This window comes from Kitasatospora sp. NPDC004615 (assembly GCF_042873545.1).
GTDB lineage: Bacteria > Actinomycetota > Actinomycetes > Streptomycetales > Streptomycetaceae > Kitasatospora.
In genome coordinates, this window is sequence record NZ_JBIALQ010000005.1 from 594706 (window position 1) to 619803 (window position 25098).

General features: G+C 72.8%; 21 protein-coding genes. 3 read left to right on the forward strand and 18 right to left on the reverse strand.

Annotated features, from left to right (window positions below):
- Positions 1-20: 20 nt before the first annotated feature.
- Both ACFYS8_RS20695 and ACFYS8_RS20700 read left to right on the forward strand, forming a co-directional pair.
- Positions 21-578, forward strand: a complete 558-nt coding sequence (locus ACFYS8_RS20695; RefSeq protein WP_387642950.1) for a hypothetical protein — start codon at positions 21-23, stop codon at positions 576-578.
- Positions 579-647: 69 nt separating this feature from the next.
- Positions 648-1016, forward strand: a complete 369-nt coding sequence (locus tag ACFYS8_RS20700; RefSeq protein ID WP_387642951.1) for a hypothetical protein — start codon at positions 648-650, stop codon at positions 1014-1016.
- Here ACFYS8_RS20700 and ACFYS8_RS20705 read toward each other — a convergent pair.
- The 11 genes from ACFYS8_RS20705 to ACFYS8_RS20755 all read right to left on the reverse strand — a co-directional run bounded on the left by ACFYS8_RS20705 (position 1013) and on the right by ACFYS8_RS20755 (position 15823).
- Positions 1013-1774 carry a hypothetical protein gene (locus ACFYS8_RS20705; protein ID WP_387642952.1) on the reverse strand — a complete coding sequence of 254 codons (762 nt, stop codon included), beginning with the start codon at positions 1772-1774 and terminating at the stop codon, positions 1013-1015. The two genes, ACFYS8_RS20700 and ACFYS8_RS20705, sit on opposite strands and share 4 nt — an antisense overlap.
- Positions 1775-1838: 64 nt before the next feature.
- The gene (locus tag ACFYS8_RS20710; RefSeq protein ID WP_387642953.1) at positions 1839-2642 is read right to left on the reverse strand and encodes a TrmH family RNA methyltransferase; all 804 of its coding nucleotides are present in this window, start codon (positions 2640-2642) and stop codon (positions 1839-1841) included.
- Between the two features lie 162 nt (positions 2643-2804).
- Complete coding sequence (cobA, locus tag ACFYS8_RS20715; RefSeq protein ID WP_387642954.1) at positions 2805-4037, reverse strand: uroporphyrinogen-III C-methyltransferase; 1233 nt, start codon at positions 4035-4037, stop codon at positions 2805-2807.
- 101 nt (positions 4038-4138) lie between these two features.
- Positions 4139-7972, reverse strand: coding sequence for a nicotinate-nucleotide--dimethylbenzimidazole phosphoribosyltransferase (gene cobT / locus ACFYS8_RS20720; protein WP_387642955.1), 3834 nt, complete (start codon positions 7970-7972; stop codon positions 4139-4141).
- Positions 7973-8377: 405 nt separating this feature from the next.
- Positions 8378-9616, reverse strand: coding sequence for a precorrin-6y C5,15-methyltransferase (decarboxylating) subunit CbiE (gene cbiE, locus ACFYS8_RS20725; protein ID WP_387642956.1), 1239 nt, complete (start codon positions 9614-9616; stop codon positions 8378-8380).
- Between the two features lie 179 nt (positions 9617-9795).
- Positions 9796-10422, reverse strand: a complete 627-nt coding sequence (locus ACFYS8_RS20730) for a GNAT family N-acetyltransferase (protein ID WP_387642957.1) — start codon at positions 10420-10422, stop codon at positions 9796-9798.
- Between the two features lie 153 nt (positions 10423-10575).
- Positions 10576-11415, reverse strand: a complete 840-nt coding sequence (locus ACFYS8_RS20735) for a MetQ/NlpA family ABC transporter substrate-binding protein (RefSeq protein WP_387642958.1) — start codon at positions 11413-11415, stop codon at positions 10576-10578.
- 69 nt (positions 11416-11484) lie between these two features.
- Positions 11485-12255, reverse strand: coding sequence for a methionine ABC transporter permease (locus ACFYS8_RS20740; protein ID WP_387642959.1), 771 nt, complete (start codon positions 12253-12255; stop codon positions 11485-11487).
- Positions 12252-13277 carry a methionine ABC transporter ATP-binding protein gene (locus tag ACFYS8_RS20745; protein WP_387642960.1) on the reverse strand — a complete coding sequence of 342 codons (1026 nt, stop codon included), beginning with the start codon at positions 13275-13277 and terminating at the stop codon, positions 12252-12254. The genes ACFYS8_RS20740 and ACFYS8_RS20745 overlap by 4 nt, the downstream gene beginning before the upstream one ends.
- 408 nt (positions 13278-13685) lie before the next feature.
- Positions 13686-14177: a GNAT family N-acetyltransferase gene (locus tag ACFYS8_RS20750; protein WP_387642961.1), complete on the reverse strand. Its 492-nt coding sequence runs from the start codon at positions 14175-14177 to the stop codon at positions 13686-13688.
- Between the two features lie 281 nt (positions 14178-14458).
- Complete coding sequence (locus tag ACFYS8_RS20755; RefSeq protein WP_387642962.1) at positions 14459-15823, reverse strand: FAD-binding oxidoreductase; 1365 nt, start codon at positions 15821-15823, stop codon at positions 14459-14461.
- 126 nt (positions 15824-15949) lie between these two features.
- Between ACFYS8_RS20755 and ACFYS8_RS20760 the strand changes: the two genes are divergently transcribed.
- Positions 15950-17212 (forward strand): VanZ family protein, encoded by a 1263-nt coding sequence (locus ACFYS8_RS20760; protein WP_387642963.1) that lies wholly within the window; start codon positions 15950-15952, stop codon positions 17210-17212.
- A gap of 47 nt (positions 17213-17259) precedes the next feature.
- Here ACFYS8_RS20760 and argH read toward each other — a convergent pair whose 3' ends face one another.
- The 7 genes from argH to argC form a co-directional block, all read right to left on the reverse strand.
- The gene (argH, locus tag ACFYS8_RS20765; RefSeq protein ID WP_387642964.1) at positions 17260-18681 is read right to left on the reverse strand and encodes an argininosuccinate lyase; all 1422 of its coding nucleotides are present in this window, start codon (positions 18679-18681) and stop codon (positions 17260-17262) included.
- 91 nt (positions 18682-18772) lie between these two features.
- Positions 18773-19966 carry an argininosuccinate synthase gene (locus ACFYS8_RS20770; RefSeq protein WP_387642965.1) on the reverse strand — a complete coding sequence of 398 codons (1194 nt, stop codon included), beginning with the start codon at positions 19964-19966 and terminating at the stop codon, positions 18773-18775.
- 109 nt (positions 19967-20075) lie between these two features.
- Positions 20076-20621: an arginine repressor gene (locus ACFYS8_RS20775; protein ID WP_387642966.1), complete on the reverse strand. Its 546-nt coding sequence runs from the start codon at positions 20619-20621 to the stop codon at positions 20076-20078.
- A gap of 25 nt (positions 20622-20646) precedes the next feature.
- Positions 20647-21864 carry an acetylornithine transaminase gene (locus ACFYS8_RS20780; RefSeq protein ID WP_387642967.1) on the reverse strand — a complete coding sequence of 406 codons (1218 nt, stop codon included), beginning with the start codon at positions 21862-21864 and terminating at the stop codon, positions 20647-20649.
- Complete coding sequence (gene argB / locus ACFYS8_RS20785) at positions 21861-22793, reverse strand: acetylglutamate kinase (RefSeq protein ID WP_387642968.1); 933 nt, start codon at positions 22791-22793, stop codon at positions 21861-21863. Before argB ends, ACFYS8_RS20780 begins: the two co-directional genes overlap by 4 nt.
- Before the next feature lie 22 nt (positions 22794-22815).
- Positions 22816-23970: a bifunctional glutamate N-acetyltransferase/amino-acid acetyltransferase ArgJ gene (argJ, locus tag ACFYS8_RS20790; protein ID WP_387643043.1), complete on the reverse strand. Its 1155-nt coding sequence runs from the start codon at positions 23968-23970 to the stop codon at positions 22816-22818.
- Positions 23971-23984: 14 nt separating this feature from the next.
- Positions 23985-25013: an N-acetyl-gamma-glutamyl-phosphate reductase gene (gene argC / locus ACFYS8_RS20795; RefSeq protein ID WP_387642969.1), complete on the reverse strand. Its 1029-nt coding sequence runs from the start codon at positions 25011-25013 to the stop codon at positions 23985-23987.
- Positions 25014-25098 lie beyond the last annotated feature (85 nt).

Genomic DNA, 25098 nt, shown 5'->3' on the forward strand with positions numbered 1-25098 from the left:
CCGGCGGGAGCATGTGCCGCATGATGTGGACGACCGACGCGATGCATGTCGCGTACTGCCAGTATTTCCTGTACGGCCCGGAACTGCCGGACGGCTGGGACGCGCACGCGCTGGCCCGGCTGTTCCACGGCAACGGGGTGGCGGCCGGATGCCCTGACCACCTGACGGTGCTGTGCGGCACCCACACCGGGCTGATCCGGCTCGGCGTCGAGCGCGCGGTCGAACGGCCCGCGGAGCCCGGGCCGGAGTGGGAGAGCGCCGTGGAGCTGTCGCTGTACAGCAGCGGCGAGCTGCGGCTGCGGGCCTGGGACGGCGTGGACATCGCCGAGGCCGGCAATCTGGCGCACGCCGGCCGCGGCTGGTACCGGGTCCGGGTGCAGACCCGGGGCCGCGACCGCGGCCGGGAGACCGACACCGCCGCCCGCCCCGTCGAGGAACACCGCCTGACGATCTGGCCCGCTCCCCCGGCCCCCGACCTGGTGCTGCGGGTCGGCGACCTGACGGGCCGCCGCCACCACAGCCCGCGGCGGCCTGCGCCGCAGCCGATATCGCCTCCGGCGGCGCGTCGTGCGGCCTGACCGGTCATCGGGCGGCCGCGGCGGATAATGATCCGCGGAAATCGGGCGAGACCGGGAGGTACGGGAGCAATGGCGCTGGTCGCGGGTGTGCGGGTCAAGCTGGTGACGGAGCTGGCGCTGGGAGACGCGTCCGGGGACGGGGAGACGGTGGGTCTGCTCCTGCTGGGGGCGGGCATCGAGGGCACCGTCGAGCGCGTGGTCGGGGAGGTGACGGCGCCCGAGGAGGTCCGCGAGTACGAGCGGCTGCGGGCGCTGCACGACGACTACGGGCACACCATGCCCACCGAGAGCCTCAAGCAGTTGGAGAACGAGATCGCCAAGCTGGTACCGCACTGGGAGGCGTTCCAGGTGCGGGGGCCGCGCTCGTCGGTCCGGGTCCGCTTCGACAACGGGTTCGTGCTGGACGGGGCCGACGAGGCGGTGCTGACGGCTCTCTAGAACCGGTCGTTCTCCTCCCAGTCGTACCAGCCGTCACCCATCGGGATGTAGTGGCCCTTCTTGGCGGGCGGGGTGGTACCGGGCGGGAAGTACGCGTAGCCGTGGGCGGCGAACGTGCCGCTGCCGCCGATGGCGAACTTCACGCCGCCGCCGACGAATTCGGTCCCGATGACGCGGTAGCCCGCGACCCAGCCCCGGTCTGCCGTGCCGGTGGCCAGGGCGTGGTCGGCCCAGTCGGTGAGCGCCGGGCGGGCCAGCGCGAAGCGGGCCTCGGCCGGGTCGGTCTGGGTGACCGTCAGCGCGGTGGCGGCCACCAGCAGCGGAGCCACCGCCCAGCGCCAACGGCCGGCCGGGCCTCCGGCGGGCCCGGCAACGGGCCACTGCTGCCACAGCAGCCAGGCGAACGGCAGGCCGATCAGGGTTAGCACGCCGACGCTGAGCAGCGCCAGGTCCTGGCCGGGGACGCTCATGCCCAGCACGACGGCGGCGCAGCCCAGCGCGACGCCGAGCAGTGCGCTGGTGCCGGGGCGACGCAGCCGGGTGAGCGGCCAGGACACCGTCGCGCCGACCACCACCACGCCGATCAGCAGCAGGGGGAAGATGAGCGCGATCATGAACAGCGGGAGCAGCGTGAACTGGTTGCGCAGTCGCCCGTCCGGCAGCGCCACGACGGCGGTCAGCATGGCCGCGACCAGGATCGGGCCGCGGAAGCCCGGGAACGTCAGGCGGCGGAGCGCGGCGGTGCCGTTGGTGATCATGGCGCTATGTCTACCGTAGATCTGCCCGGCGCGGAACCCTCAACTTCCGTTGTAGCGGCGGTAGTCAGCCGTGGTTGACCGCGTAGAACGCGATCGCGGCGGCGGCGCCGACGTTGAGGGAGTCGATGCCGTGTGCCATCGGGATGCGGACCCGCTGATCGGCGGCGGCGAGGGCCTTCGGGGTGAGGCCTTCGCCCTCGGCGCCCAGCATCAGGGCCGCCCTGGGGAGGAGATGGGACTTGGCGACCGTGAAGTCCTCGGCGCCGGACGGGGTGAGCGCGAGCAGTTCGAAGCCGGCCTCGCGGACGGCAGCGAGAGAATCCGGCCACGGGTCGAGGCGGGCGTACGGGACGGAGAACACCGCGCCCATGGACGTCTTCACGGCGCGGCGGTAGAGCGGGTCGGCGCAGTCCGGGGAGAGCAGCACGGCGTCCATGCCGAGAGCGGCCGCCGAGCGGAAGATCGCGCCGAGGTTGGTGTGGTCGACCAGGCCCTCCAGCACCGCGACGCGGCGTGCGCCGTCGAGGACTTCGGCGGCGGTCGGGAGGGGCTTGCGTTCCATCGAGGCGAGGGCGCCGCGGTGCACGTGGTAGCCGGTCACCTGCTCGGCGAGGGCCGGCTCGACGAGATGGACGGGGGCGTCGGTCTCGGCGATCACGTCGCCCATCACGCCGAGCCACTTCGCGGTGAGCAGCATCGACCGCATCCGGAAGCCGGCGGCGAGGGCGCGGCGGATCACCTTCTCGCCCTCCGCGATGAACAGCCCTTCGGCGGGTTCGCGGCGGCGGCGCAGCTCGACGTCGGTGAGGTCGGTGTAGTCGCTCAGCCGGGGGTCGGCGGCGTCGGTGACGGTAATGGGCTCGGACATTGAACGATTTTCGCATGTGGGAGAGCGTCGGCGGTTCGGGGGCGGGCGGGGAGGGGGACCAGAGACGGCGGAACGCAAAGCGCCCCGTTGATCACTCGCAGACTTGGCCCCGCCGTTCCCCGGGCCCCTGGTTTCGCACCCATCAGCCCCCTGAGGGGGCTCTCACTCCCCCAGGACGTTGACCACGTCGCCGATGACGATGACCGCCGGGGGCTTGATGCCCTCGGTGTGGACGGTTTCGCCGATGGTGGCGAGGGTGGCGTCGATGCGGCGCTGGGCGGCGGTGGTGCCCTCCTGGACGACGGCGACCGGGGTGTCTGCGGGGCGCCCGTGCTTCAGCAGCTCCGCGGCGATCTTGGCGATCTTGTCGACGGCCATCAGGAGGACCAGGGTGCCGGTCATGCCGGCGACGGCCTGCCAGTTGGTGAGGGAGCGTTCGCCGGGGCCGACGTGGCCGGAGATGACGGTGAACTCGTGGGTGAGGCCGCGGTGGGTGACGGGGATGCCCGCGGCGGCGGGGACGCTGATCGAGGAGGAGATGCCGGGGACGACGGTGACGGGCACGCCGGCGTCCAGGCAGGCGAGGAGTTCTTCGCCGCCGCGGCCGAAGACGTACGGGTCGCCGCCCTTGAGGCGGACCACGAACTTGCCGGCCTTGGCGTGTTCGATCAGCGTCGCGTTGATCGCCTCCTGGGCCATGTAGCGGCCGTAGGGGATCTTGGAGGCGTCGATCACCTCGACGTGCGGCGGGAGTTCGGCGAGGAGTTCGCGCGGGGCGAGCCGGTCGGCGACGACGACGTCGGCGTCGGCGAGGAGGCGGCGGCCGCGGACCGTGATCAGGTCGGGGTCGCCGGGGCCGCCGCCGACCAGGGCGACGCCGGCGCCGCGGGCGCGGTACTGGCGGGCGGCGAGGGAGCCGTCGCGGAGGCCGGCGACGATGGAGTCGCGCAGTGCGGCGGAGTGCCGGGGGTCGCCGGTGAGGACGGCGACGGTCGCGCCGGCGTCGTGGCCGGAGGCGGGCGTCCAGGCGGTGGCGGCGGAGGCGTCGTCGCTGCGGGAGCAGAACACCCGCAGGCGCTCGGCCTCGGCGGAGACGGCGGTGTTGACGTCCGGGTCGTCGGTGGCGACCAGCACGTACCAGGTGTCGGCGAGGTCGCCGTCCGCGTACGGGCGCTGGTGCCAGGTGAGTTCACCGGCGTCGGCCATCGCGGAGACGGCCGGGGTGGTGGCCGGGGATATCAGGTGCAGGTCGGCGCCGGCGGCGATCAGCGCGGGCAGGCGGCGCTGGGCGACCTGGCCGCCGCCGATCACCACGACGCGGCGGCCGGCCAGTAGCAGCCCGACGGGGTACGGGGTGAGGCCCTGGGTGGACGGGTGCGGGTGCGGCGCGGTCATCGGCGGAGCTCCTGGGTGGGCGGCGGTGCGAGTCCCGTACCGGGCCGGGGTACGGGCCGACGGGCCGCCCCCTGGGTGCGAGGGGCGGCCCGTCCGGTGGATCAGGCCTTCTCGGTGACTCCGGCGGAGTCGAAGGTGGCTACATCGTGCATCGCCCGGGCGGCGCTCTGCACCAGCGGCAGGGCGAGCAGGGCACCGGTGCCCTCGCCCAGACGCAGGTCCAGGTCGATCAGCGGACGCAGGCCGAGCCTGGCGAGCGCGGTCTGGTGGCCCGGCTCGGCGGAGCGGTGGCCCGCGATGCAGGCGGACAGCACCTCCGGCGCGATGGCCTTGGCGACCAGCGCGGCCGAGCCGGCGATCACGCCGTCCAGGATCACCGGGATGCGCAGCGAGGCCGCGCCGAGCAGGAAGCCCGCCAGCGCGGCGTGCTCCAGCCCGCCGACGGCGGCGAGCACGCCGATCGGGTCGGCCGGGTCCGGCTTGTGCAGTTCCAGGGCCTGCCGGACCACCTCGACCTTGCGGGCGTGGGTGGCGTCGTCGATGCCGGTGCCGCGCCCGGTCACCTCGGCCGGGTCGGTGTCGGTGAACACCGAGATCAGCGCGGCGGAGGCGGTGGTGTTGGCGATGCCCATGTCGCCGGTGATCAGCACCTTGTTGCCGGCCGCGACCAGGTCGCGGGCGGTCTCGATGCCGACCTCGATCGCGCGCACCGCCTCGTCCCGGCTCATCGCCGGGCCCTGCGTCATGTCGTCGGTGCCGGGCTTGACCTTGCGCGGCAGCAGGCCGGTGGTGCGGCCCTGCTGGATGGCGTCCGGGAGTTCGGCCGCAACGCCGACGTCCACCACGCACACCTCGGTGCCGACCTGCGCGGCGAACGCGTTGACCACCGCTCCCCCGGCCAGGAAGTTCCCGACCATCTGCGCGGTGACCTCCTGCGGCCACGGCGTCACGCCCTGGGCGTGCACCCCGTGGTCACCGGCGAAGATCGCCACGCAACCCGGCTCCGGGATCGGCGGCGGGCACTGGCGGGCCAGGCCGGACAGCTGCGCCGCGATGATCTCCAGCACGCCGAGCGACCCGGCGGGCTTGGTCATCCGCTTCTGCCGGTCCCACGCCTCGCCGAGCGCCTTGGCGTCCAGCGGACGGATGTTGCGCAGCGTGTCGGACAGCAGGTCGTGCGGCTCCTCGCCGGGCAGCGCGCGGTTGCCGTACTGCTCCTCGTGCACCACCCAGGACAGCGGGCGCTTCTTCGCCCAGCCCTGCTGCTGCAGTTCCGGCTCGTCCGGGAACGCGTCCACGAAGCCGACGCACAGGTAGGCGACGACCTCCAGGTGCTCGGGCAGGCCGAGCTCGCGGACCAGCTCCTCGTCGTCGAAGAAGCTCACCCAGCCGACGCCCAGCCCCTCGGCGCGGGCCGCCAGCCACAGGTTCTCCACCGCCAGGGCCGCCGAGTACGGGGCCATCTGCGGCTGGGTGTGGCGGCCCAGCGTGTGCCGGCCGCCGCGGGTGCGGTCGGCGGTCACCACGATGTTGACCGGCGTCTCGAGGATCGCCTCGATCTTGATTTCCTTGAACTGCTTCGCCCGGCCCTTGGGCAGCGAGTCCGCGTACGCCTCGCGCTGACGCTCCGCCAGCTCGTGCATCTTCCGGCGGGTCTTCGCGGACCGGATCACCACGAAGTCCCACGGCTGCGAGTAGCCGACGCTCGGCGCGGTGTGCGCCGCCTCCAGCACCCGGATCAGCACCTCGTGCGGGATCGGGTCCGGCCGGAAGCCGTTGCGGACGTCGCGGCGCTCGCGGATCACCTGGTGCACGGCCTCGCGGCTCGCGTCGTCGAAGCCGGGGGCGGCGGGGCCGCGGGGCTCCTCCGGGACGGGGGTGACATCGGCGTCGGGGGTGGGGGTGGAGTCGGTTTCCGGGGCGGGGGCCTCGACGGCGGATTCGGCGTCGGGGGCGGGGTCCGCGGTGGGCTCGGCCGCTGCTTCGGCGTCGGCCGGGGCCTCGGGGGCTTCGGCGGCCTCCGGGGCCTCCTCGGACTTGGCGGCCTCGGGAGCCTCGGCGGGCTCCGGCGCGGTCTCCGGTTCGGCGGCAGGCTCGGCGACGGGCTCGGCGACGGGCTCGGCGACGGGCTCTGCCTCGGCGGCGGGGTCGGGCTCGGTAGCGGGCTCGGCCTCGACCTCGGGGGTCGGCTCGGCGGCCGGTTCAGGGGTCTCGGCGGCCGGCTGCTCGGCAACGGCCGGGGTCTCGGCCTCCGCAGCCGCCTGAACGGGCGCGGCAGGCACCGCTCCCTCGGTCGGCGCGGCGGCCTCGGTGGCCTCCGCGGTCTCGGCAACCTCGGCAGCGGGCTGCGGCTCGGCCGACGGCGTCTCGGGGGTCAGCAGCGGCAGACCGGCGGGCGCGGCGAGGAACGCCGAGATGCGGCGGTGCGCACCCCGTCCGGCCGACTTGGTGGCCTGCGCGGGGATCGGCTGCTCCGCGGCCTCGCCCTCGGCAGCCTCCGCCTGGGCGGCCTGCGGCGCGGGCTCCTCGGTGGTGGCGGCTTCCGGCTGCTCGGCCGACGGGGTTTCGGCAGCGGCGGCCTCGGCCTGCGGCTCCGACGGCGCGTCAGCCGCCTCGGCCACGACCGGCTCGACGGCGACCGGCTCGACCGCAACGGGCTCGGCGGACACAGTCTCGGCAGCCGGCTGGGCCTCGGGCTCGGCGGCGGGCGCCTCAGCAGCCGGGGCGTCCGCGGCCGGTGCTTCGGCAGCCGGTTCCTCGGCAGTCGGCGTCTCCGCCGGGGCCGCCTCGGCAGCGGGCGCCTCGGCGGCGACCGGCTCGGCGGCGGGCTGCTCGGCGGCGACCGGCTCGGCGGCGGGCTGCTCGGCGGCGGGCTGCTCGGCGGCAGCCGGGGCCTCGGGGGCCGGGGTGGTCTCGGCGGTGGGCGCCGGGGCGTTCGCGGGTGCGGTGGGCTCGACCGGCTCGACGAACACGGGCGTCAGGTTGGCGGCGGGCGCGGGGATCGCCACGGCCTCCGGCGCCGGCTGTGCGGGGGCCTCGGCGGCAGCGGGCGCTGGCTCGGTGACGACCGGTTCGGCCGCGACGGGGGCGACCGCGATCGGTTCGGCGGCCACCGGCTCGACGGCGATCGGCTGCGCGGCGGCGGCCTCCGGCTCGGCGGCGGGCGCTTCCTCGGCGGGGGCGACCGGCTCGGCGACGGCTGCGGCAGCGGCGGCCTCCACCACGTGCGGCTGCACGGACGCGGGCACCTGCGCAGCGGTCGGCGCGGGTGCGGTCGCCTGGGCGGGCACTGGCACCGGCTGGGCCTGCACGGCCTGCGGCTGGACCGGTTGCTGCACCGTTTCGGCGTTGACCACGGGCACCCCGAAGGCGGGCGTGCCGCCGGGGGTGGACGGGCCCCGGTCGGCCAGCGAGCGGACCGGGACCTGGCCGGTCATCAGCGACGGGTCCGGGATCGGCGGGCCGGCGTGCAGCGGGCGGCGCTGGTGAGGAGGGGTCAGCAGTGGGGCCGCGGCGGGCTGCGCCTGCGGGGTACCGGCTGCGGGGGCGCTCTCCGCCACGGGCTCGGCGGTGAGCACCGGCGGGGCGACCGGCGGCCAGGACGGCGCGACGGGGGTGCCGGGCGGCTGCTCGGCGACCGGCTCGGCGACGGCGGCCTCGGCGGCTGCCGGGGCGTCAGCGGGCCCGGCAGCCGCCTCGGCGGTGCCGTTCACGGCGTCGCCCCAGGCGGTCTGGGGGCCGGGCATCAGCAGGACGTCGTCGTCCTCGTCGCCGTCGGGCTGGTCGAGGAAGGTGTAGGCGGGCCGCTGCTCGCCGTGCCATCCGGCGGCGGCAGGCGGAAGGGGCGCGCCGAGGTGGTGCTCCGGGGCGGACCCGCCGGGCCCGGGTTCGGGCGCGAGGGGACCGGCGTGGGGGGCGTGGCCGCCGTCGGTCATGTCAATGCTCCTTCCAGGCCGCTTGCGCGTCCTTGGCGGGTGTCCCGGAGGTCCCGCCCACTTCGCCGGGGCGGAGCCGCACCGACCCGTCCCTTACTCCATCGGTCGTCACCCTCAGGGGTGGCGTGCCATCAGAAACAACGACAGCCCCGGGCAACCGGCACGACGGCACGGCCGCTTTCGGACGCTCACGGCATTCTTCCGGGCTGGTGCGCACCGCGTCGAATGCCCGCGAAGCGGGCTGTTCGGGTTGCAGTGCGTCAAATCGGCAGTAATCATGCCTGATCGGACACGGTGCTGCCGTGACGAATTGCGCCCCGGGGAAACCCTACCGGCCGCGACCGAACCGTTCTCGAAACCTTGTCCGGATGCGACGGGGATCACCGTACCGTCCGGGTCTGACGGTCAGTCGCGCGGTTCGGCCCAGATCAGCAGGGTGTAGTCGCCGCGCCCGAAGGAGGGTCCGGCGCCGCCGGCCGGTTCGGCGCGCAGCGGGGCCGATTGGAGCAGCAGTCCGTCGGTGCGGTAGCCGGCGGTGTCGAGGATCTGCCGGGTCTCGCCGGCTTCGGCGAGGCTGCGGGCGACGGCGACGACGCGTTCGGGTCGGCGGTCGACGACGGCGCGGACCATGACGGGTCCGCCGTGTTCGACGGCGACGGCGTCGGGTTCGGGGAGGGCGCCGAGGACGTCGGGTCCGGTGCCGGTGGCGGTTTCGATCTCGACGCCGGCCTTGCGGGCGTTGGCGGCTATCCGGGCGCAGTCGGAGGGTTCGGCTTCGACGGCGACGACGGCGGCGCCGAACCGGGCGGCTTCGACGGCGAGTGCGCCGTCGCCCGCGCCGACGGTCCAGAGCAGGTCGCCGGGGGTGGGTGCGAGGCGGGCGAGGGCGAGCGCGCGGACGTGCGGGGGCAGTGCGCGGGGGCGCCTGGTGTCGGCGTCCGCGCCGGCGTACGCCCGGTTGGGAAGCGCCCAGCCGCGCTGCGGTCCGGGGTGGTCGAGGGGTTTGCCGGCCAGCCAGCCCGAAGCGGCCTCGGTGGGCGGGACGTTGCCGATGACCAGGACGACGGAGGGGTCGCGCCAGTCGTGGTCGGGGACGCGTTCGGAGGTGAGGACGGTGACGTCCTCCTCGGGGGTGCCGAGGGCTTCGCAGACCACGAAGGTGCGGGGGACGCCGCGCAGCATCAGGGCGAGTTCGCTGGGTCCGGCACCGGCGGTGGTGAGGACGGCGACCTTGGGGTGGGCGCGGCAGACGTTGGCGGCGCGGCGCAGTCGTCCGCCGTGGGCGGAGACCACCTGGGCGTCCTCCCAGGGCATGCCGGCCCGGGCGAAGGCGGCGGCCACCGAGGAGACGGCGGGCAGCACTTCGAGTTCGAGTCCGTATTCGGGGCGGCGCAGGGTGCGGACGACGCCGAAGAAGCCGGGGTCGCCCTCGGCGACGACGACGGCGGTGCCGCGGTGGTCGGCGAGGCGGCGGGCGGCGGCCCGCAGGTCGGCGAGGCCGATGCGTTCGGCGCGTTCGGGGACGGGGAGTGCGGCGAGCTGGTAGCCCGCTCCGGCGACCAGGGTGGCGGCGGCGAGTGCGCCGGCGGCTGCCTGGGTCAGTGGGGTGCCGTCCCACCCGATGACCGTGATCCGGTCAGCCATCTGCGGCTGTTCTCCCTATGCCGTGTTCCGCCCCTGGTGGGTGCGCCGGTGGCGGATTCCGCCGTCGGTGTTCCCTGGGCAGAGGCTACCGCCTGCCGGGGGTGTGCGGAGCAGGGGCACGCGCCCGGGAGCGCGTTCAGTGGCGCAGGGCACAGAACGCGTCGGTGGCGCGGCGCGGGTCAGTGGCGCAGCGCGTGGTGCTGGTCGGCGGGGTGGGCGGGTTCGGGCGGGTCGAGGTCCTCGGGGAGGAGGCTCCACACGATCAGGTCGGTGTGTTCCTCCGGGCCGGGGCCCCATTCGCCGCCGCGGACTATCGCGGCGTTGCGCAGGACGCCTTCGCTGATCGCGCCGGTTTTCTGGGCGACCTGCTGGGCGGCGGTGTTGCCGGCGGCGGTGCGCAGTTCGAGGCGTTGGAAGCCGCGGTCCTCGAACAGCCACTGGGCGGTGCCGAGGACGGCTTCGGGGGCGTAGCCCTCGCCGCGGGCCCAGGGGGCGGTGATGTACCGGACCTCGGTGGCGCGCAAGTGCCAGTCGGTGCGGTCGAGTTCGAGGAGTCCGACCAGGCGCTGGGTGAGGTGTTCGGTGACGGCGAAAACGATTCCGCGTCCCCCGGTGCGGCGCTCGGGTGCCTGGCGGGTGATCAGGTCGTGGGCGTCGGCCTGGGTGTAGGGCCGGGGGTACTCGGACCAGATCTGGACGAGTTCGTCGGAGAGCATGGTGATCAGGCCGGGGGCGTCCTGGTCCTCAAGGGCGCGCAGCAGCAGCCTTTCGGTGCTGATGGCTGTCTCGGGGAAGTTCGCAACCATGCCGTCTCTCCTCGCCGGGTCGTGGACACACCGTACGCCCCGCCCTTGTCGGGCGTGTCAGCGTACCTGTTCCGCTCCTGACAGCTGGTCGGCACGGTGCCCCCGGCGGGGAGGCCGGGGGCACCGTGGGAGCCGATCGGGTCAGCGGGTGGTTCAGAACGCGGGGATGACGGCGCCCTGGAAGTTGTCGTCGATGTACTTCTTGACGGCGTCGGAGTGCAGCAGCTCGGCGAGCTTCTTGACCCGCGGGTCGCTCTCGTGGCCCTTCTTGACGACCAGGATGTTGGCGTACGGGTTGCCCTGGGCCTTCTCGACCAGCAGCGCGTCGCTGGACGGCTTGAGGCCGGCGCCGAGCGCGTAGTTGCCGTTGATGACGGAGGCGTCGACGTCGTCGAGCGAGCGCGGCAGCTGGGCGGCCTCCAGCTCCTTGATCTTCAGGTGCTTGGGGTTGGAGGCGATGTCGTCGGCGGTGGCGGTGGTTCCGGCGCCGTCCTTGAGGGTGATGATGTTGTTGTCGGCCAGCAGCTTGAGCGCGCGGCCCTCGTTGGTGGCGTCGCTGGGGACGGAGACCACGGCGCCGTCCTTGAGGTCCGCGAGGTTCTTGACCTTCTTGGAGTAGACGCCGAGCGGCTCGAGGTGGACGGTCCCGACGGAGACCAGGTCGGTGCCGTTCTTCTTGTTGAAGTCGTCGAGGTACGGCTGGTGCTGGAAGAAGTTCGCGTCCGCGGATCCGTCCTGGACCGTGGTGTTGGGGGTCACGTAGTCGCTGACCTCCTTGACGTCCAGCTTGAGGCCGGCCTGGGCCGCCAGGTTGTCCTGCACGAACTTGAGGATCTGCGCGTGCGGGGTGGCGCTGGCGGCGACCACCAGGGGCTTGTTGGGGTCGGCCGAGGCGCCGGAGTCGGAGCCGCCGCCGCTGGAGCAGGCGGTGAGGCCGACGACGAGTCCGGCGGCGGTGGCGGTCAGGACGGTGGTCTTCAGAAACTTACGCACGAAAAGTGCCTTTCTGCGGGTGCGAACGGCCCGGGTGGGCCGGGGACCGCTCCGGGTGGGGAGCGGTGGTCAGTGGGAGGAGACGAGGTCCTCTTCGACCGCCTCGGCGGTCTTCTGGGCGCGCGGCGCGGCCTTCGTGGCCTTCGCGGCGCGCAGCAGGCTCAGTCCGCTGCGGTAGTTGCCGCGGTGGCCGAGCCGGCGGGCGATCAGGTCGCCGAGCAGTTGCAGCGCGGTGACGATGATCACGATTTCGGCGACGATGACCCACATGAAGGTGGTCTCGAAGCGCTGGTAGCCGTAGCGGATGGCGAGGTCGCCGAGTCCGCCGCCGCCGACCACGCCGGCCATCGCGGAGTATCCGATCAGGGCGATCAGCGTGGTGGTGAAGGCGGAGACCAGCGAGGGCAGGCTCTCCGGCAGCAGGGTCTTGCGGACGATGGTGCCGGTGCCGGCGCCCATCGCCTTGAGCGCCTCGACCAGTCCGCCGTTCACCTCGCGTACGGCGGTCTCCACCAGGCGGGCGAAGAACGGGATCGCGCCGATGGCGAGCGGGACGGTGGCGGCCTGCCAGCCGAGCGAGGTGCCGCCCGCGACCACCTTGGTGAACGGGATCACCGCGACGATCAGGATGACGAACGGGATGGAGCGCCCGACGTTGACGATCGCCCCGAGCACCCGGCTGACGGCGCGGTTCTGCAGCAGGCCGCCCTTGTCGGTGAGTACCAGCAGCAGCCCGATCGGCAGTCCGACCACCAGGGTGGCGAGGCCGGCGAGGCCGACCATGCTGAGGGTCTCCCAGGTGGCGGGCCACATCAGTTCCTGCATCCGGTCCCAGGTCATGCCGCCACTCCGTTCGACAGGTCGAGGACGTCCACCTGGAGTCCCTGTTGGCGCAGGTAGCCGATCGGCACCACGTTGTCGGTGTGGCTGCCGGGCAGTTCGACCCGCATGCGGCCGACCAGGCGGCCGGCGATGGTCTCCACGGCGGCGCCGAGGATGTTGATGTCGATCTGGTAGGTGCGGGCCAGCTGGGAGACGAACGGCTGGGCGGGTGCGTCGCCCTGGAAGGTGATCTCCAGGACGGTGCGGTCAGGGTTGCCGGAGCCGAAGTCGCCGAGCGGGAACAGGTCGCGGGCGATCCGCGAGTGGCCGTCGGCGAGCAGGTCGGTGAGCTGTCCGCTCTCCACGACCTTGCCGCCGCGCATCAGGGCCGCGGAGTCGCAGACCGACTTGATGACGTCCATCTCGTGGGTGATCAGCAGCACGGTGAGGCCGAGCTGCTGGTTGAGGTCGCGCAGCAGGGCCAGGATCGAGCGGGTGGTCTCCGGGTCGAGGGCGCTGGTGGCCTCGTCGGAGAGCAGCACCTTGGGGTCGCCGGCCAGGGCGCGGGCGATGCCGACGCGCTGCTTCTGGCCGCCGGAGAGCTGGCCGGGGTAGCTGCGCGCCTTGTCGGCGAGGCCGACCAGGTCGAGCAGTTCGGCGGCCTTGCGGCGGCGGTCGTGCCGGTCGAGGCCGATGATCTCCAGCGGGAGTTCGACGTTCTGCTGCACGGTGCGCGAGGACAGCAGGTTGAAGTGCTGGAACACCATGCCGATCCGGCGGCGGGCCTCGCGGAGTTCGCGGCCGGCCCGGTGTTCGCTGCCGGCCAGCGCGGTCAGCTCGACGCCGTCCACGGTGACGGTGCCGGAGGTGGGCCGCTCCAGCAGGTTGACGCACCGGATCAGGGTGGACTTGCCGGCGCCGCTGGTGCCGACGACTCCGAACACCTCGCCCTGCCGCACGTGCAGGTCGACGCTGTCCAGCGCCAGGACGTCACGGCCCCGGGAACGGTAGACCTTGGTCAGGTCCTTGGTGGTGATCACAGCTGCTTCCGTTTGTTCGTCAGCGGACGACCTTTGGGGCATCCGCGCCAATGGAACGGCACCTGGTGCCGGGAGGAAGATCGGGGGCTGACGTCTTGTCGATCACGGCCGCCGGCCGGACGGACCGCGCACGGGCGCGGCCTGTCGGGACATCGGAGGACGGAACGTCAGCGGGCGCTGGGCAGAGCTCTCAGCGACAACACATTCGACGGCACATGCGTCGCTCACCTGCCGGCGTCGCGCCGGTGGGGATGCATGTCGTCGTCATGGTCATGGAACCCAGTAAATCAGACAATTGGTGAACGTCCCAACTTCCAGGACTCACTGTCCAACATGCGGACACGCCCCTTGCGGGACAAGCACTGCGGCACCCGACCGGTGTCCGGTTCGGGTGCCGCAGTGGGTGGTTCAGGCCGCCAGCGAGGCCGCGCCGGGCTTGGCCAGGGTGACGATCGACAGCCGGCGGGAGACCTCGCGCACCTCGGTCTCGCGGTAGCCGAGGCTCTGGTAGAGCCGCAGGTTGCCGAGGCTGCGGTGGCCGCTGAACAGTTCGAAGCCGGTGGCGCCGTCCTCGGTGAGCTGCGCCTCCAGGGCGGTCAGCAGGCGGCGGCCGAGGCCGTGCCGCTGCATCCGCGGGTGCACCACCAGCTTGCCGATCCGGCCGGTGCCGGTCTCGTCCACCGAGCCGCGCACCGAGCCGACCACCTCGTCGCCCAGGCGGGCCACCAGGACGCGGTGCCCGGCGAGTTCGGCCTTCAGGCTCTCCAGGCTCTGGGTCAGCGGCTCGAGGGTCCAGTCGCTGTACAGCTCCGCCTCGCTCTGGTAGCCGAGGTACTGGAGCTTGAGGATCTGCTCCGCTTCATCAGGTCGTGCCGCTGCGATGATCACACTCATGCCCATGTGCGGGGGCCTCCATCGTCAATCGCCCGGCGCGCACGAGTGAGGGTCTGGCACCGGCCTTGTCCGAGGTGTGCCCGGACGGGGATCGGCCCGGCCCGGGAAAAGCGCGACACGTCCCGCCGGACGGTGGCCCGACGGACCGGAACTGACGCGCTCACGCTCAGTATCCGGACGGTCGGACTACGGTCAAGAGAGACGTTCGCCACCGCTCTACCCAGCCGACCACTGTTCTCAACCTCCTGGACGCCCCGACGTGGCGAGCGTCACGCCAACCCCGGCTGTCACCCGTTCGGACGGATGTTCTGGTTCACCCGGAACAGGTTCCCCGGGTCGTAGCGGTCCTTCAGCGCCACCAGCCGCTCGTACTTCGCCAGCCCGTACGCCTCCACCACCCGCCCCTGGCCCTCCACGCCCATCAGGTTCACGTACGCCCCGCCCGAGGAGAACGGCCGCATCGCCTCCAGGCACCCCCGCACCCACGCCACCTGCGGCTCCGCCGGGCCGGTGGTCCACCGACCCACCGCGCTCAGCAGGTACGGGGCCTGCCGGTAGGTGTACGCACTGTCCTCCGCGCCCACCCGGGCCACCGCGCCGCCCAGGAACGCCAGTTGGGCGTGCGCGTCCGGCGAGGGCAGCGCGGCCGTCTGCTCCGCCAGGCAGCCGATCGCCGCGTCGTCCAGCACCGACAGAAACTCCGACCGGCCGAACACGCCCGCACCCGGGCCCCGGCCGGTGTCCAGCATCTGCTGCCACAGCGTGTACGGGCGGGTCTGCACGGTATCCGCCACCACGCCCGGCAGAGCACGCAACGGCGCCAGCACCTCCCGGCCGCGATCGGCCCGGCCGGCCCAGCACAGGCCGATCCGCACCGCCGCCCCCGCCGGCAGCTCCGGCACCCCGCGCGGGTGGCCGAACTCGCACGCCACCGTCAGCCCGTCCGGGGCCTGCGCCATGAAGTCCCGCACCGCCGCCACCGTCTCCGCCAGCGCCTCCCCCGGCAGGTACAGCGCCCCGCACAGCACGTGCGGGCCCACCCGGTGCAGCCGGTACGTGAACGAGGTGACCACCCCGAAGTTCCCGCCGCCGCCGCGCAGCCCCGCGAACAGCTCCGGGTGCGAGGCCGCGCTCGCCGTCAGCAGCCGGCCCTCGGCGGTCACCACGTCCGCCTCGACCAGGTTGTCGCAGGTCAGCCCGTACGCCCGGGTCAGCCAGCCGATGCCGCCACCGAGCGTCGTCCCGGCGATGCCCGCCCCCGAGTACGGCGCGCCCGGCGTGGCCAGGCCGAACGCCTGTGTCTCGTGGTCGAAGCCGCCCCAGGTCGCGCCCGGCTGCGCCCGGGCGGTCCGCCGCTCCGGGTCCACCCGCACCCCCGTCAGGCCGGACAGGTCGATCAGCATCGCGCCCTCGCCCGTCCCGAGCCCCGCCAGGCTGTGCCCGGCGCCGCGGACGGCCACCGGCAGGCCGTGCTCGCGGGCCACCGCGACGGCCTGCAGCACGTCCGCGACCCCGGTGCAGCGGGCGATCACCTCGGGCCGGCGGTCCACCGCCGCGTTCCACACCCCCCGCGCCCGGTCGTAGTCCACGTCCCCGGGCACCACGATCTCGCCCCGGAACCCTTCGGCAAGCGCCACGGCTGCGTCGGCCATGGATCCAGCGTAGGCGGGCTGACCGCCGCCCGCTCCGGCGCGGACCGGCCATCGGGTGACGCACGTCACCGGCAGTTCCCGCCGATTCCGGCCGCCGGACGCGGGCGGACGGCATGCTCGGAACCGATGATTCGCGCGATCTTCAACGGGAACCCCGGCCTGCTGCCCGCGTTCCTGGTCACCGCCCTGCTGCTCGGGGCGCTCTCGTTATTCGTCGGAAAGGCCCGCGGGTGGCCCCGCTGGTCGGCGGTGCTCGGCGGGGTGTCGCTGGCCGGGGTGCTGACGGCCACGCTGTACCCGACCGGCGGGGCGCGGGCGGCCTCGCAGATGTGCCTGTACAGCCGGGACTTCGCGGCGGCGTTCGAGACCCAGCAGGGGCTGATGAACGTCGCGCTGTTCGTGCCGTTGGCGTTCTTCGCGGCGCACGCGACGCGGCGGCCGGTGCCGGTGCTCGCGGGGTGCGTGGGGTGGTCGGCCGTCACCGAGACCGTGCAGTCGCTGACGCCGGGGATCGGCCGGGCCTGCGACTCCGGCGACTTGGTGGCCAACTCGGTCGGCGCGCTGCTGGGCGTGGCGCTGGCGGTGGCGCTGCGGCGGGCGTGGCCGGGGCGGCGGGAGTGGTCGGTGGGCACGGTCGTGCTGCTGGTCCTGGTGGTGCCGGTGGCCGTCGTGCAGCGGGCGGCGGTGACGCCGACTTGGAATGACGCCGCGCTGTCCCCCGCCCACGACAGTGACCAGCTCGAAGCCGCCCGCCGCAACGCGGAGTTGCTGTTCGGACCTGGCACGGCGGTGATCAGCGTGAAGCACTCGGCGGCGATGGGCGAGACGCCGGAGCAGCTCTACGTCACCGCCGGCGACGGTTCGTTCCATCTGGAGTGGCCGTCGGGCCGGCTCGTCTACGGGTCGCTGATCCCGTTCGCCCCCGCGACCGGCGGCAGCGACGAGGAGGCCCGGGCGGCGGCGGATGCGTTCGCCGCTACGTGGTTCCCCGGTGTCACGAGCGGCGCCAACGTGGACGTCTACCAGGCGAACCCGTCGACGGCCCGGCGTACCGTGCAGTACCGGCGCTTCCGGGCCGACGGGCTGCTGCTGCCGATGCGCCTGGACATCGACGTGGACCCGGGCGGCCGGGTCGCGCAGGTCAGTTCACGCATCGTCGCCGACCCGGAGCTGCCCGCCGTAACGGTCACCAAGGACGCGGCGATCGCGGCGGTGACGTCCCGCCACTCCGGGGCCGTCAAGGACGCGTTCCTTCTGGCCGCGCGGACCCGGGACAGCTGGCGGGCGTGCTGGGCGGTCACCGTTATGGTCGACCCCGCCGGGCCAGGGGTGCCGTACACCGTTGACGCGCTCACCGGCGAGGACGTCGTCGCCGACGCGAGCCGCTGACGAGAACGGGGGCCGGACAGTTCGTCCGGCCCCCGTCGATTGCGGTCTCAGCCGATCCAGGCCTGCTGAACGGCCAGGTCCTGCTTGATCTCGGCGAGCTGCACGGCGACGGCCGAGGGGGCGGTGCCGCCGCGGCCGTTGCGGGAGGCGATCGCGCCGTGGACGGACAGGACGGTGCGGACGTCCGGCGTCAGGTGGGAGGAGATCGCGGCGAACTGCTCGTCCGTCAGGTCGGACAGTTCGATGCCCTCGGCCTCGCAGACCTTGACGCAGGCGCCGGCCACCTCGTGCGCGACGCGGAACGGGACGCCCTGCTTGACCAGCCACTCGGCGATGTCGGTGGCGAGCGAGAAGCCGGCCGGGGCGAGCTCCTCGAGGCGCTCGCGGTGCACGGTGAGGGTGGCGATCATGCCGGTGAAGGCGGGGAGCAGGACCTCGAGGGTGTCGCAGGAGTCGAAGACCGGCTCCTTGTCCTCCTGGAGGTCGCGGTTGTAGGCCAGCGGCAGCGCCTTGAGGGTGGCGAGCAGGCCGGTCAGGTTGCCGATCAGGCGGCCGGACTTGCCGCGGGCGAGCTCCGCGATGTCGGGGTTCTTCTTCTGCGGCATGATCGACGACCCGGTGGAGAAGGCGTCGTGCAGCGTGATGAAGCCGAACTCCTTGGTGTTCCAGATGATGATCTCCTCCGCGATCCGCGAGAGGTTGATGCCGATCATCGCGGTGACGAAGGCGAACTCGGCGACGAAGTCGCGGGACGCGGTGCCGTCGATGGAGTTGCCCACCGAGCCGCGCTCGAAGCCGAGTTCGGCGGCGACGGCCTGCGGGTCGAGGCCCAGCGAGGAACCGGCCAGCGCGCCCGAGCCGTACGGCGAAATGGCCGTTCGGGTGTCCCACTGGCGCAGCCGCTCGGCGTCCCGGCCCAGCGACTGGACGTGGGCGAGCACGTGGTGGGCGAACAGCACGGGCTGGGCGTGCTGGAGGTGGGTGCGGCCGGGCATCGCGGTGTTCGGGTGCGCCTCGGCGAGGCCCACCAGGGCGTGCTGGAGGTCGAGGATCAGCGCGCCGATGGTCTTGGCGTGGTCGCGCAGGTACATCCGGAACAGGGTGGCGATCTGGTCGTTGCGCGAGCGGCCGGCCCGCAGCTTGCCGCCGAGGTCGGCGCCGAGGCGCTCCAGCAGGCCGCGCTCCAGGGCGGTGTGCACGTCCTCGTCGGCGACGGTGCCGACGAACGCGCCGGACTCGACGTCGGCCAGCAGCTGGTCCAGCCCGCCGAGCATGCCGGTGAGCTCGTCGTCGCTGAGCAGGCCCGCCTTGTGCAGGACCCGGGCGTGGGCCTTGGAGCCGGCGATGTCGTAGGGGGCGAGCCGCCAGTCGAAGTGGACGGAGGCGGAGAGCTTGGCGAGGGCCTCGGAGGGGCCGTCGGCGAAGCGCGCGCCCCAGAGGCGGACGTCTGCGGGCTGGTTTGCGGTCATCGCGTGGACTCCTTCGAGGGTGGGTCTGAGTGTGGAGATGCCCCGGCCGCCGTGGCGGATACGGCGGGCCGGGGCAGGTACTGCGGGTGGATCAGGCCAGGTCGCGGCGGGCGGCGATCTTCGAGGACATGCCGAAGATCTCGATGAAGCCCTTGGACATGGACTGGTCGAAGGTGTCGCCGGTGTCGTAGGTGGCGAGGTTGAAGTCGTACAGCGACTGGTCCGACTTGCGGCCGTTGACGACGGCGCGGCCGCCGTGCAGGACCATCCGGATCTCGCCGGAGACGGCCTGGTTGGCCTCGTTGACGAAGCCGTCCAGGGCGCGCTTGAGCGGGGAGAACCACAGGCCGTCGTAGACCAGCTCGGCCCAGCGCTGCTCGACCTGCCGCTTGTAGCGGGCGAGTTCGCGCTCGACGGTGACGTTCTCCAGGGCCTGGTGGGCGGTGATCAGGGCGATCGCGCCGGGGGCCTCGTAGATCTCGCGGGACTTGATGCCGACCAGGCGGTCCTCGACCATGTCGAGGCGGCCGATGCCCTGGGCGCCGGCCCGCTTGTTCAGCTCCTCGATGGCCTGCAGGACGGTGACCTTGCGGCCGTCGATGGCGACCGGGACGCCCGCCTCGAAGGTGATGACGACCTCGTCGGCCTCGCGCGGGGTGGCCGGGTTCTGGGTGTACTCGTAGACGTCCTCGATCGGGGCGTTCCAGATGTCCTCGAGGAAGCCGGTCTCGACGGCGCGGCCGAAGACGTTCTGGTCGATCGAGTACGGGTTCTTCTTGGTGGTGACGATCGGGAGGTTCTTGGCCTCGGCGAAGGCGATCGCCTTGTCGCGGGTCATCGCGTAGTCGCGGACCGGGGCGATGCACTTCAGGTTCGGGGCCAGCGACTGGATGCCGACCTCGAAACGGACCTGGTCGTTGCCCTTGCCGGTGCAGCCGTGGGCGACGGTGGTGGCGCCGTGCTTCTGCGCGGCGGCGACCAGGTGCTTGACGATGACCGGGCGGGACAGCGCGGAGACCAGCGGGTACTGGCCCTGGTACAGGGCGTTGGCCTTGAGAGCAGGCAGGCAGTACTCGTTCGCGAACTCGTCGCGGGCGTCGGCGACCTCGGCCTCGACGGCGCCGCAGTCGAGCGCGCGCTGGCGGATGACGTCGAGGTCCTCGCCGCCCTGGCCGACGTCGACCGCGACGGCGATGACCTCGGCGCCGGTCTCCTCGGCGATCCAGCCGATGCAGACGGACGTGTCCAGACCGCCCGAGTAGGCGAGTACGACGCGCTCAGTCACGGCTTTCTCCTTCAGTACAGGTTTCATGCGGCGTTAGGCATAAGTATGCACGAGTGCGTATGCATTGCCAAACCGGTGGCACTCAGTGAGACGGATAAGGGGTGGAGGGCTACTGCGACTTGGCCTGGGCGAGCTGCATCAGGTGGTCGGCGAGCGCCTGGCCGCCGGCCGCGTCGCGGCTGATCAGCAGGACGGTGTCGTCGCCGGCGATGGTGCCGATGATCTCGAACACCTCGGCGGTGTCGATCGCGGAGGCCAGGAACTGGGCGGCACCGGGCGGGGTGCGCAGCACGACCAGGTTGCCGGAGGCGGTCGCGGAGACCATCAGCTCGCCCGCCAGCCGGGCCATCCGGGCCTCGCTGGCGGACTCGCCCATGGGGGCGCGCGGGGTGCGGTCGCCGCCCTCGGCCGGGACGGCGTAGATGAGCGCGCCGTCCCGGTTGCGGATCTTCACCGCTCCGAGTTCGTCCAGGTCCCGGGAGAGGGTGGCCTGGGTGACCACCAGGCCGTCGTCGGCGAGCAGCTTGGCCAGCTGGCTCTGCGAGCGGACGGGCTGACGGGTCAGCAGGTCCACGATCCGGCGGTGGCGCGCGGTGCGGGTCTGCGGGACCTGCGGCGTGGGCGCCGTGGTCGACTCGGGGCGGGGTTCGGTCATAACTGAAGATTCTCCTGAAAGACGCTCAGCTGTTCGCGTCGGGGGCCGTTTCGCGGACCGTTCGGAGGATCGCGGGCAGTGCGGCAAGGAACCGGTCGGCCTGCTCCTCGGTCAGGATCAGCGGCGGAACCAGCCGTACGGCGTCCGCGACGGCCGCGTTGACCAGGAAACCGGCGTCCTGCGCGGCGGCCTGGACCTGGGCGGCGACGGGCTGCGTGAGCACGATACCCAGCAGCAGGCCCTTCCCGCGCACCTGTGCGACCAGCGGATCGCCGATCGCCTCGATGCCGTGGCGCAGCCGCTCGCCGATCTTGGTGACGTGCTCCAGCAGGCCCTGCTCCTCGATGGTGCGCAGCACGGCGAGGCCGGCGGCGGCGACCACGGGGTTGCCGCCGAAGGTGGTGCCGTGCTGGCCGGGGGCGAGCAGTTCGGCGGTGTCGCCGAAGGCGAGCACGGCGCCGATCGGCAGGCCGCCGCCGAGGCCCTTGGCGAGGGTGACGATGTCCGGGTCGGCGCCGTCCTCGGCCTGGTGGGCGTACCAGTGGCCGGTGCGGCCGATGCCGGTCTGGATCTCGTCCATGACCAGCAGGGTGCCGGTGGCGCGGGTGATCTCGCGGGCGGCCTTCAGGTAGCCGTCGGGCAGCGGGACGGCGCCGTTCTCGCCCTGGATGGGCTCCAGGAAGACGGCGGCGGTCTCGGTGGTGACGGCCTGGCGCAGGGCTTCGATGTCGCCGAGCGGGACGTGCGTGACGTCGCCGGGCAGCGGCTTGAAGGGTTCCTGCTTGGCGGGCTGGGCGGTGAGCGCGAGGGCGCCCATGGTGCGGCCGTGGAAGGCGCCCTGGACGGAGACCAGGTGGGTGCGGCCGGTCAGCCGGGAGATCTTGAAGGCGGCCTCGTTGGCCTCGGCGCCGGAGTTGCAGAAGAACACCCGGGCCGGGCGGCCGGCCAACTCGACGAGCTTCTCGGCGAGTTGGATGGTCGGCTCGGCCATGAACAGGTTGGAGACGTGGCCGAGGGTGGCGATCTGCTCGGTGACGGCGGTGACGATCGCGGGGTGCGCGGTGCCGAGCGCGTTGACGGCGATGCCGCCGACCAGGTCGAGGTACTCGTTGCCGTCGGCGTCCCACAGCAGGGCGCCCTCGCCGCGGACCAGCGGGATGCGCGGGGTGCCGTAGTTGTGCATCAGGGTGTGCCGGTACCGCTCGGTGATCGACGCGTTGCTGATGGCTTCGTGCTCGCTCATGCCAGGCCCCCCAGGACGGTGGTGTCGTCGTCGGGCACGACCATGGTGCCGATGCCCTCGTCGGTGAAGATCTCCAGCAGCAGGCTGTGCTGGACCCGTCCGTCCAGGACGCGGGCGGTGCCCACGCCGGAGCGGACGGCGCGCAGGCAGCCCTCCATCTTGGGGAGCATGCCGCTGGCCAGGGTCGGCAGCATCTCCTCCAGTTCGGAGGCGTTGAGCTGGCTGATCACGTCGTCGGAGTTCGGCCAGTCCTTGTAGAGGCCCTCGACATCGGTGAGCACGACCAGCATTTCGGCGCCGAGCGCGACGGCCATCTCGGCGGCGGCGGTGTCGGCGTTGATGTTGTAGATGTGGCCGTCGGCGCCGCGGGCGATCGAGGAGATCACCGGGATGCGGCCGTCGGCGATCAGTGCCTTGACCGCGCCGGCCTCGATGTTGACGATGTCGCCGACCAGGCCGATGTCGACCTGTTCGCCGTCGACCACGGCGTAGCGCTTGACCGCGGTCATGGTGTGGGCGTCCTCGCCGGTCATGCCGACGGCGAACGGGCCGTGCGCGTTGAGCAGACCGACCAGTTCGCGCTGGACCTGCCCGGCGAGCACCATCCGGACCACGTCCATGGTCTCGGGGGTGGTGACACGCAGGCCAGCGGTGAACGAGGACTCCAGGCCGAGCTTGTCGAGCTGGGCGCTGATCTGCGGGCCGCCGCCGTGCACCACGACGGGGTGCAGGCCGGCGTAGCGGAGGAAGACCACGTCCTGGGCGAAGGCGGCCTTCAGGTCCTCGTCGACCATGGCGTTGCCGCCGAACTTGATGACGACGGTCTTGCCGTGGAAGCGCTCCAGCCAGGGCAGCGCCTCGATCAGGGTGCGGGCCTTGGGCAGGGCGGCGTTGCTGCGGGCCTGTTCGCCCTTGGGTGCGATCTGCATGGCGTGTGTCGATTCCCCCGGGTCAGCTGGAGTAGGCGCTGTTCTCGTGCACGTATTCGGCGGTCAGGTCGTTGGTCCAGATGCTGGCGGAGGCCTGACCGGCCTTCAGGTCGGCGGTGATGACGACCTCGCGGCCCTTCATCGAGACCAGGTCGCGGTCCTCGCCGACGCCGCCGCCCCGGCACACCCAGACGCCGTTGATGGCGACGTCCAGCTGGTCCGGGTCGAAGGCGGCGGAGGTGGTGCCGATCGCGGACAGCACCCGGCCCCAGTTCGGGTCCTCGCCGTGGATGGCGCACTTGAGCAGGTTGCTGCGGGAGATGGTGCGGGCGACGTCGACGGCCTCGTCCTCGGTGGCGGCGTTCACGATGTCGATCCGGATGTCCTTGGACGCGCCCTCGGCGTCGCCGATCAGCTGGCGGGCCAGGTCGGCGCAGACGGTGCGCACGGCCTCGGCGAACTCGGCCTGCTCCGGGGCAAGTTCACTGGCGCCGGAGGCGAGCAGCAGCACCGTGTCGTTGGTGGACATGCAGCCGTCGGAGTCGACCCGGTCGAAGGTGGTGCGGGTGGCGTCGCGCAGCGCGGCGTCCAAGGCCTCCGCATCTACCACCGCGTCGGTGGTGACCACGACCAGCATGGTGGCCAGGCCCGGGGCGAGCATGCCCGCGCCCTTGGCCATGCCGCCGACCGTCCAGCCGGCCGGGCTGGTGACCTGGGCGGTCTTGTGCACGGTGTCGGTGGTCTTGATGGCGATCGCGGCGCTCTCGCCGCCGGTGGAGCTGAGCGCCTCGGCGGCCTGCTCGATGCCGGGCAGCAGCTTGTCCATCGGCAGCCGGACGCCGATCAGGCCGGTGGAGCAGACCGCGACCTCGATCGCGCCGACGCCGAGTTCGGCGGCGACCTTCTCGGCGGTGGCGTGGGTGTCCTGGAAGCCCTCCGGGCCGGTGCAGGCGTTCGCGCCACCGGAGTTGAGGACGACGGCGGTCAGCTCGCCGTCCTTCAGCACCTGCCGCGACCACTTCACCGGCGCGGCGTGCACCCGGTTCGAGGTGAACACGCCCGCGGCGGCGTGCAGCGGGCCGTCGTTGACGACCAGCGCCAGGTCCGGGGTGCCGGACGCCTTGATGCCGGCGGTGACGCCCGCCGCGCGGAAGCCCTTCGCCGCGGTGACGCCGATGTTCTGGGTGTCCGTCATGGTGCGACTCCGTTCAGCGGGAGGCCGAGCTCCTCGGGGAGGCCGAGGGCGATGTTCATGCTCTGCACCGCGCCGCCGGCGGTGCCCTTCACCAGGTTGTCGATCGCGCTGATCGCGATGATCCGCCCGGCGTGTTCGTCCAGCACGACCTGCAGCACGGCCGCGTTCGACCCGTACACGGACGAGGTGTGCGGCCACTGCCCCTCGGGCAGCAGGTGGACGAACGGCTCGTCGCCGTACGCCTCCTGGTACGCGGCTTTGATTTTCGCGGCGGTGGTGCCGGGCTTCGCCTTGGCGGAGCAGGTGGCGAGGATGCCGCGCGGCATCGGCGCGAGCGTCGGCGTGAAGGAGACGGTGACCGGCTCGCCCGCGAGCGGCGTCAGGTTCTGCGCCATCTCCGGGGTGTGCCGGTGGCCGCCGCCGACGCCGTAGGGGCTCATCGAGCCCATCACCTCGCTGCCCAGCAGGTGCGTCTTGGTGGCCTTGCCCGCGCCGGACGTACCGGACGCGGCGGTGATCACCGCCTCCGGCTCGGCCAGGCCCGCGGCGAACATCGGGAACATCGCGAGCGTCACTGCGGTCGGGTAGCAACCCGGCACCGCGATCCGCTTGCTGCCCTTCAACGCGTCACGGTGGCCCGGCAGTTCGGGCAGGCCGTAGGGCCAGGTGCCGGCGTGCGGGGAACCGTAGAACTGCTCCCAGTCGGCCGACGACCTCAGCCGGTGATCGGCGCCGAGGTCGACCACCAGGACGTCCTCGCCGAGCTGGGCGGCGATCCCGGCGGACTGGCCGTGCGGCAGACCGAGGAACACGATGTCGTGCCCCGCCAGCGTCTGCGCGTTCGTCGGCTCCAGCACCCGGTCGGCCAGCCCGATCAGGTGCGGCTGCAGCGCGCCGAAGCGCTGACCCGCGTTGGAGCCGCCGGTCAGCGCCCCGATCTCCACCTCCGGATGCCCTTGCAGCAGGCGCAGCACCTCACCGCCCGCATACCCGCTCGCTCCGGCGACGGCAACTCGCAATACCATGGCATTCCCTCCTGAAGCCCAGCATGAATATACGCAGCGCAGCAAAATCATGCAACAATGCTTACTGTCGTACCAGGCCGTGGAT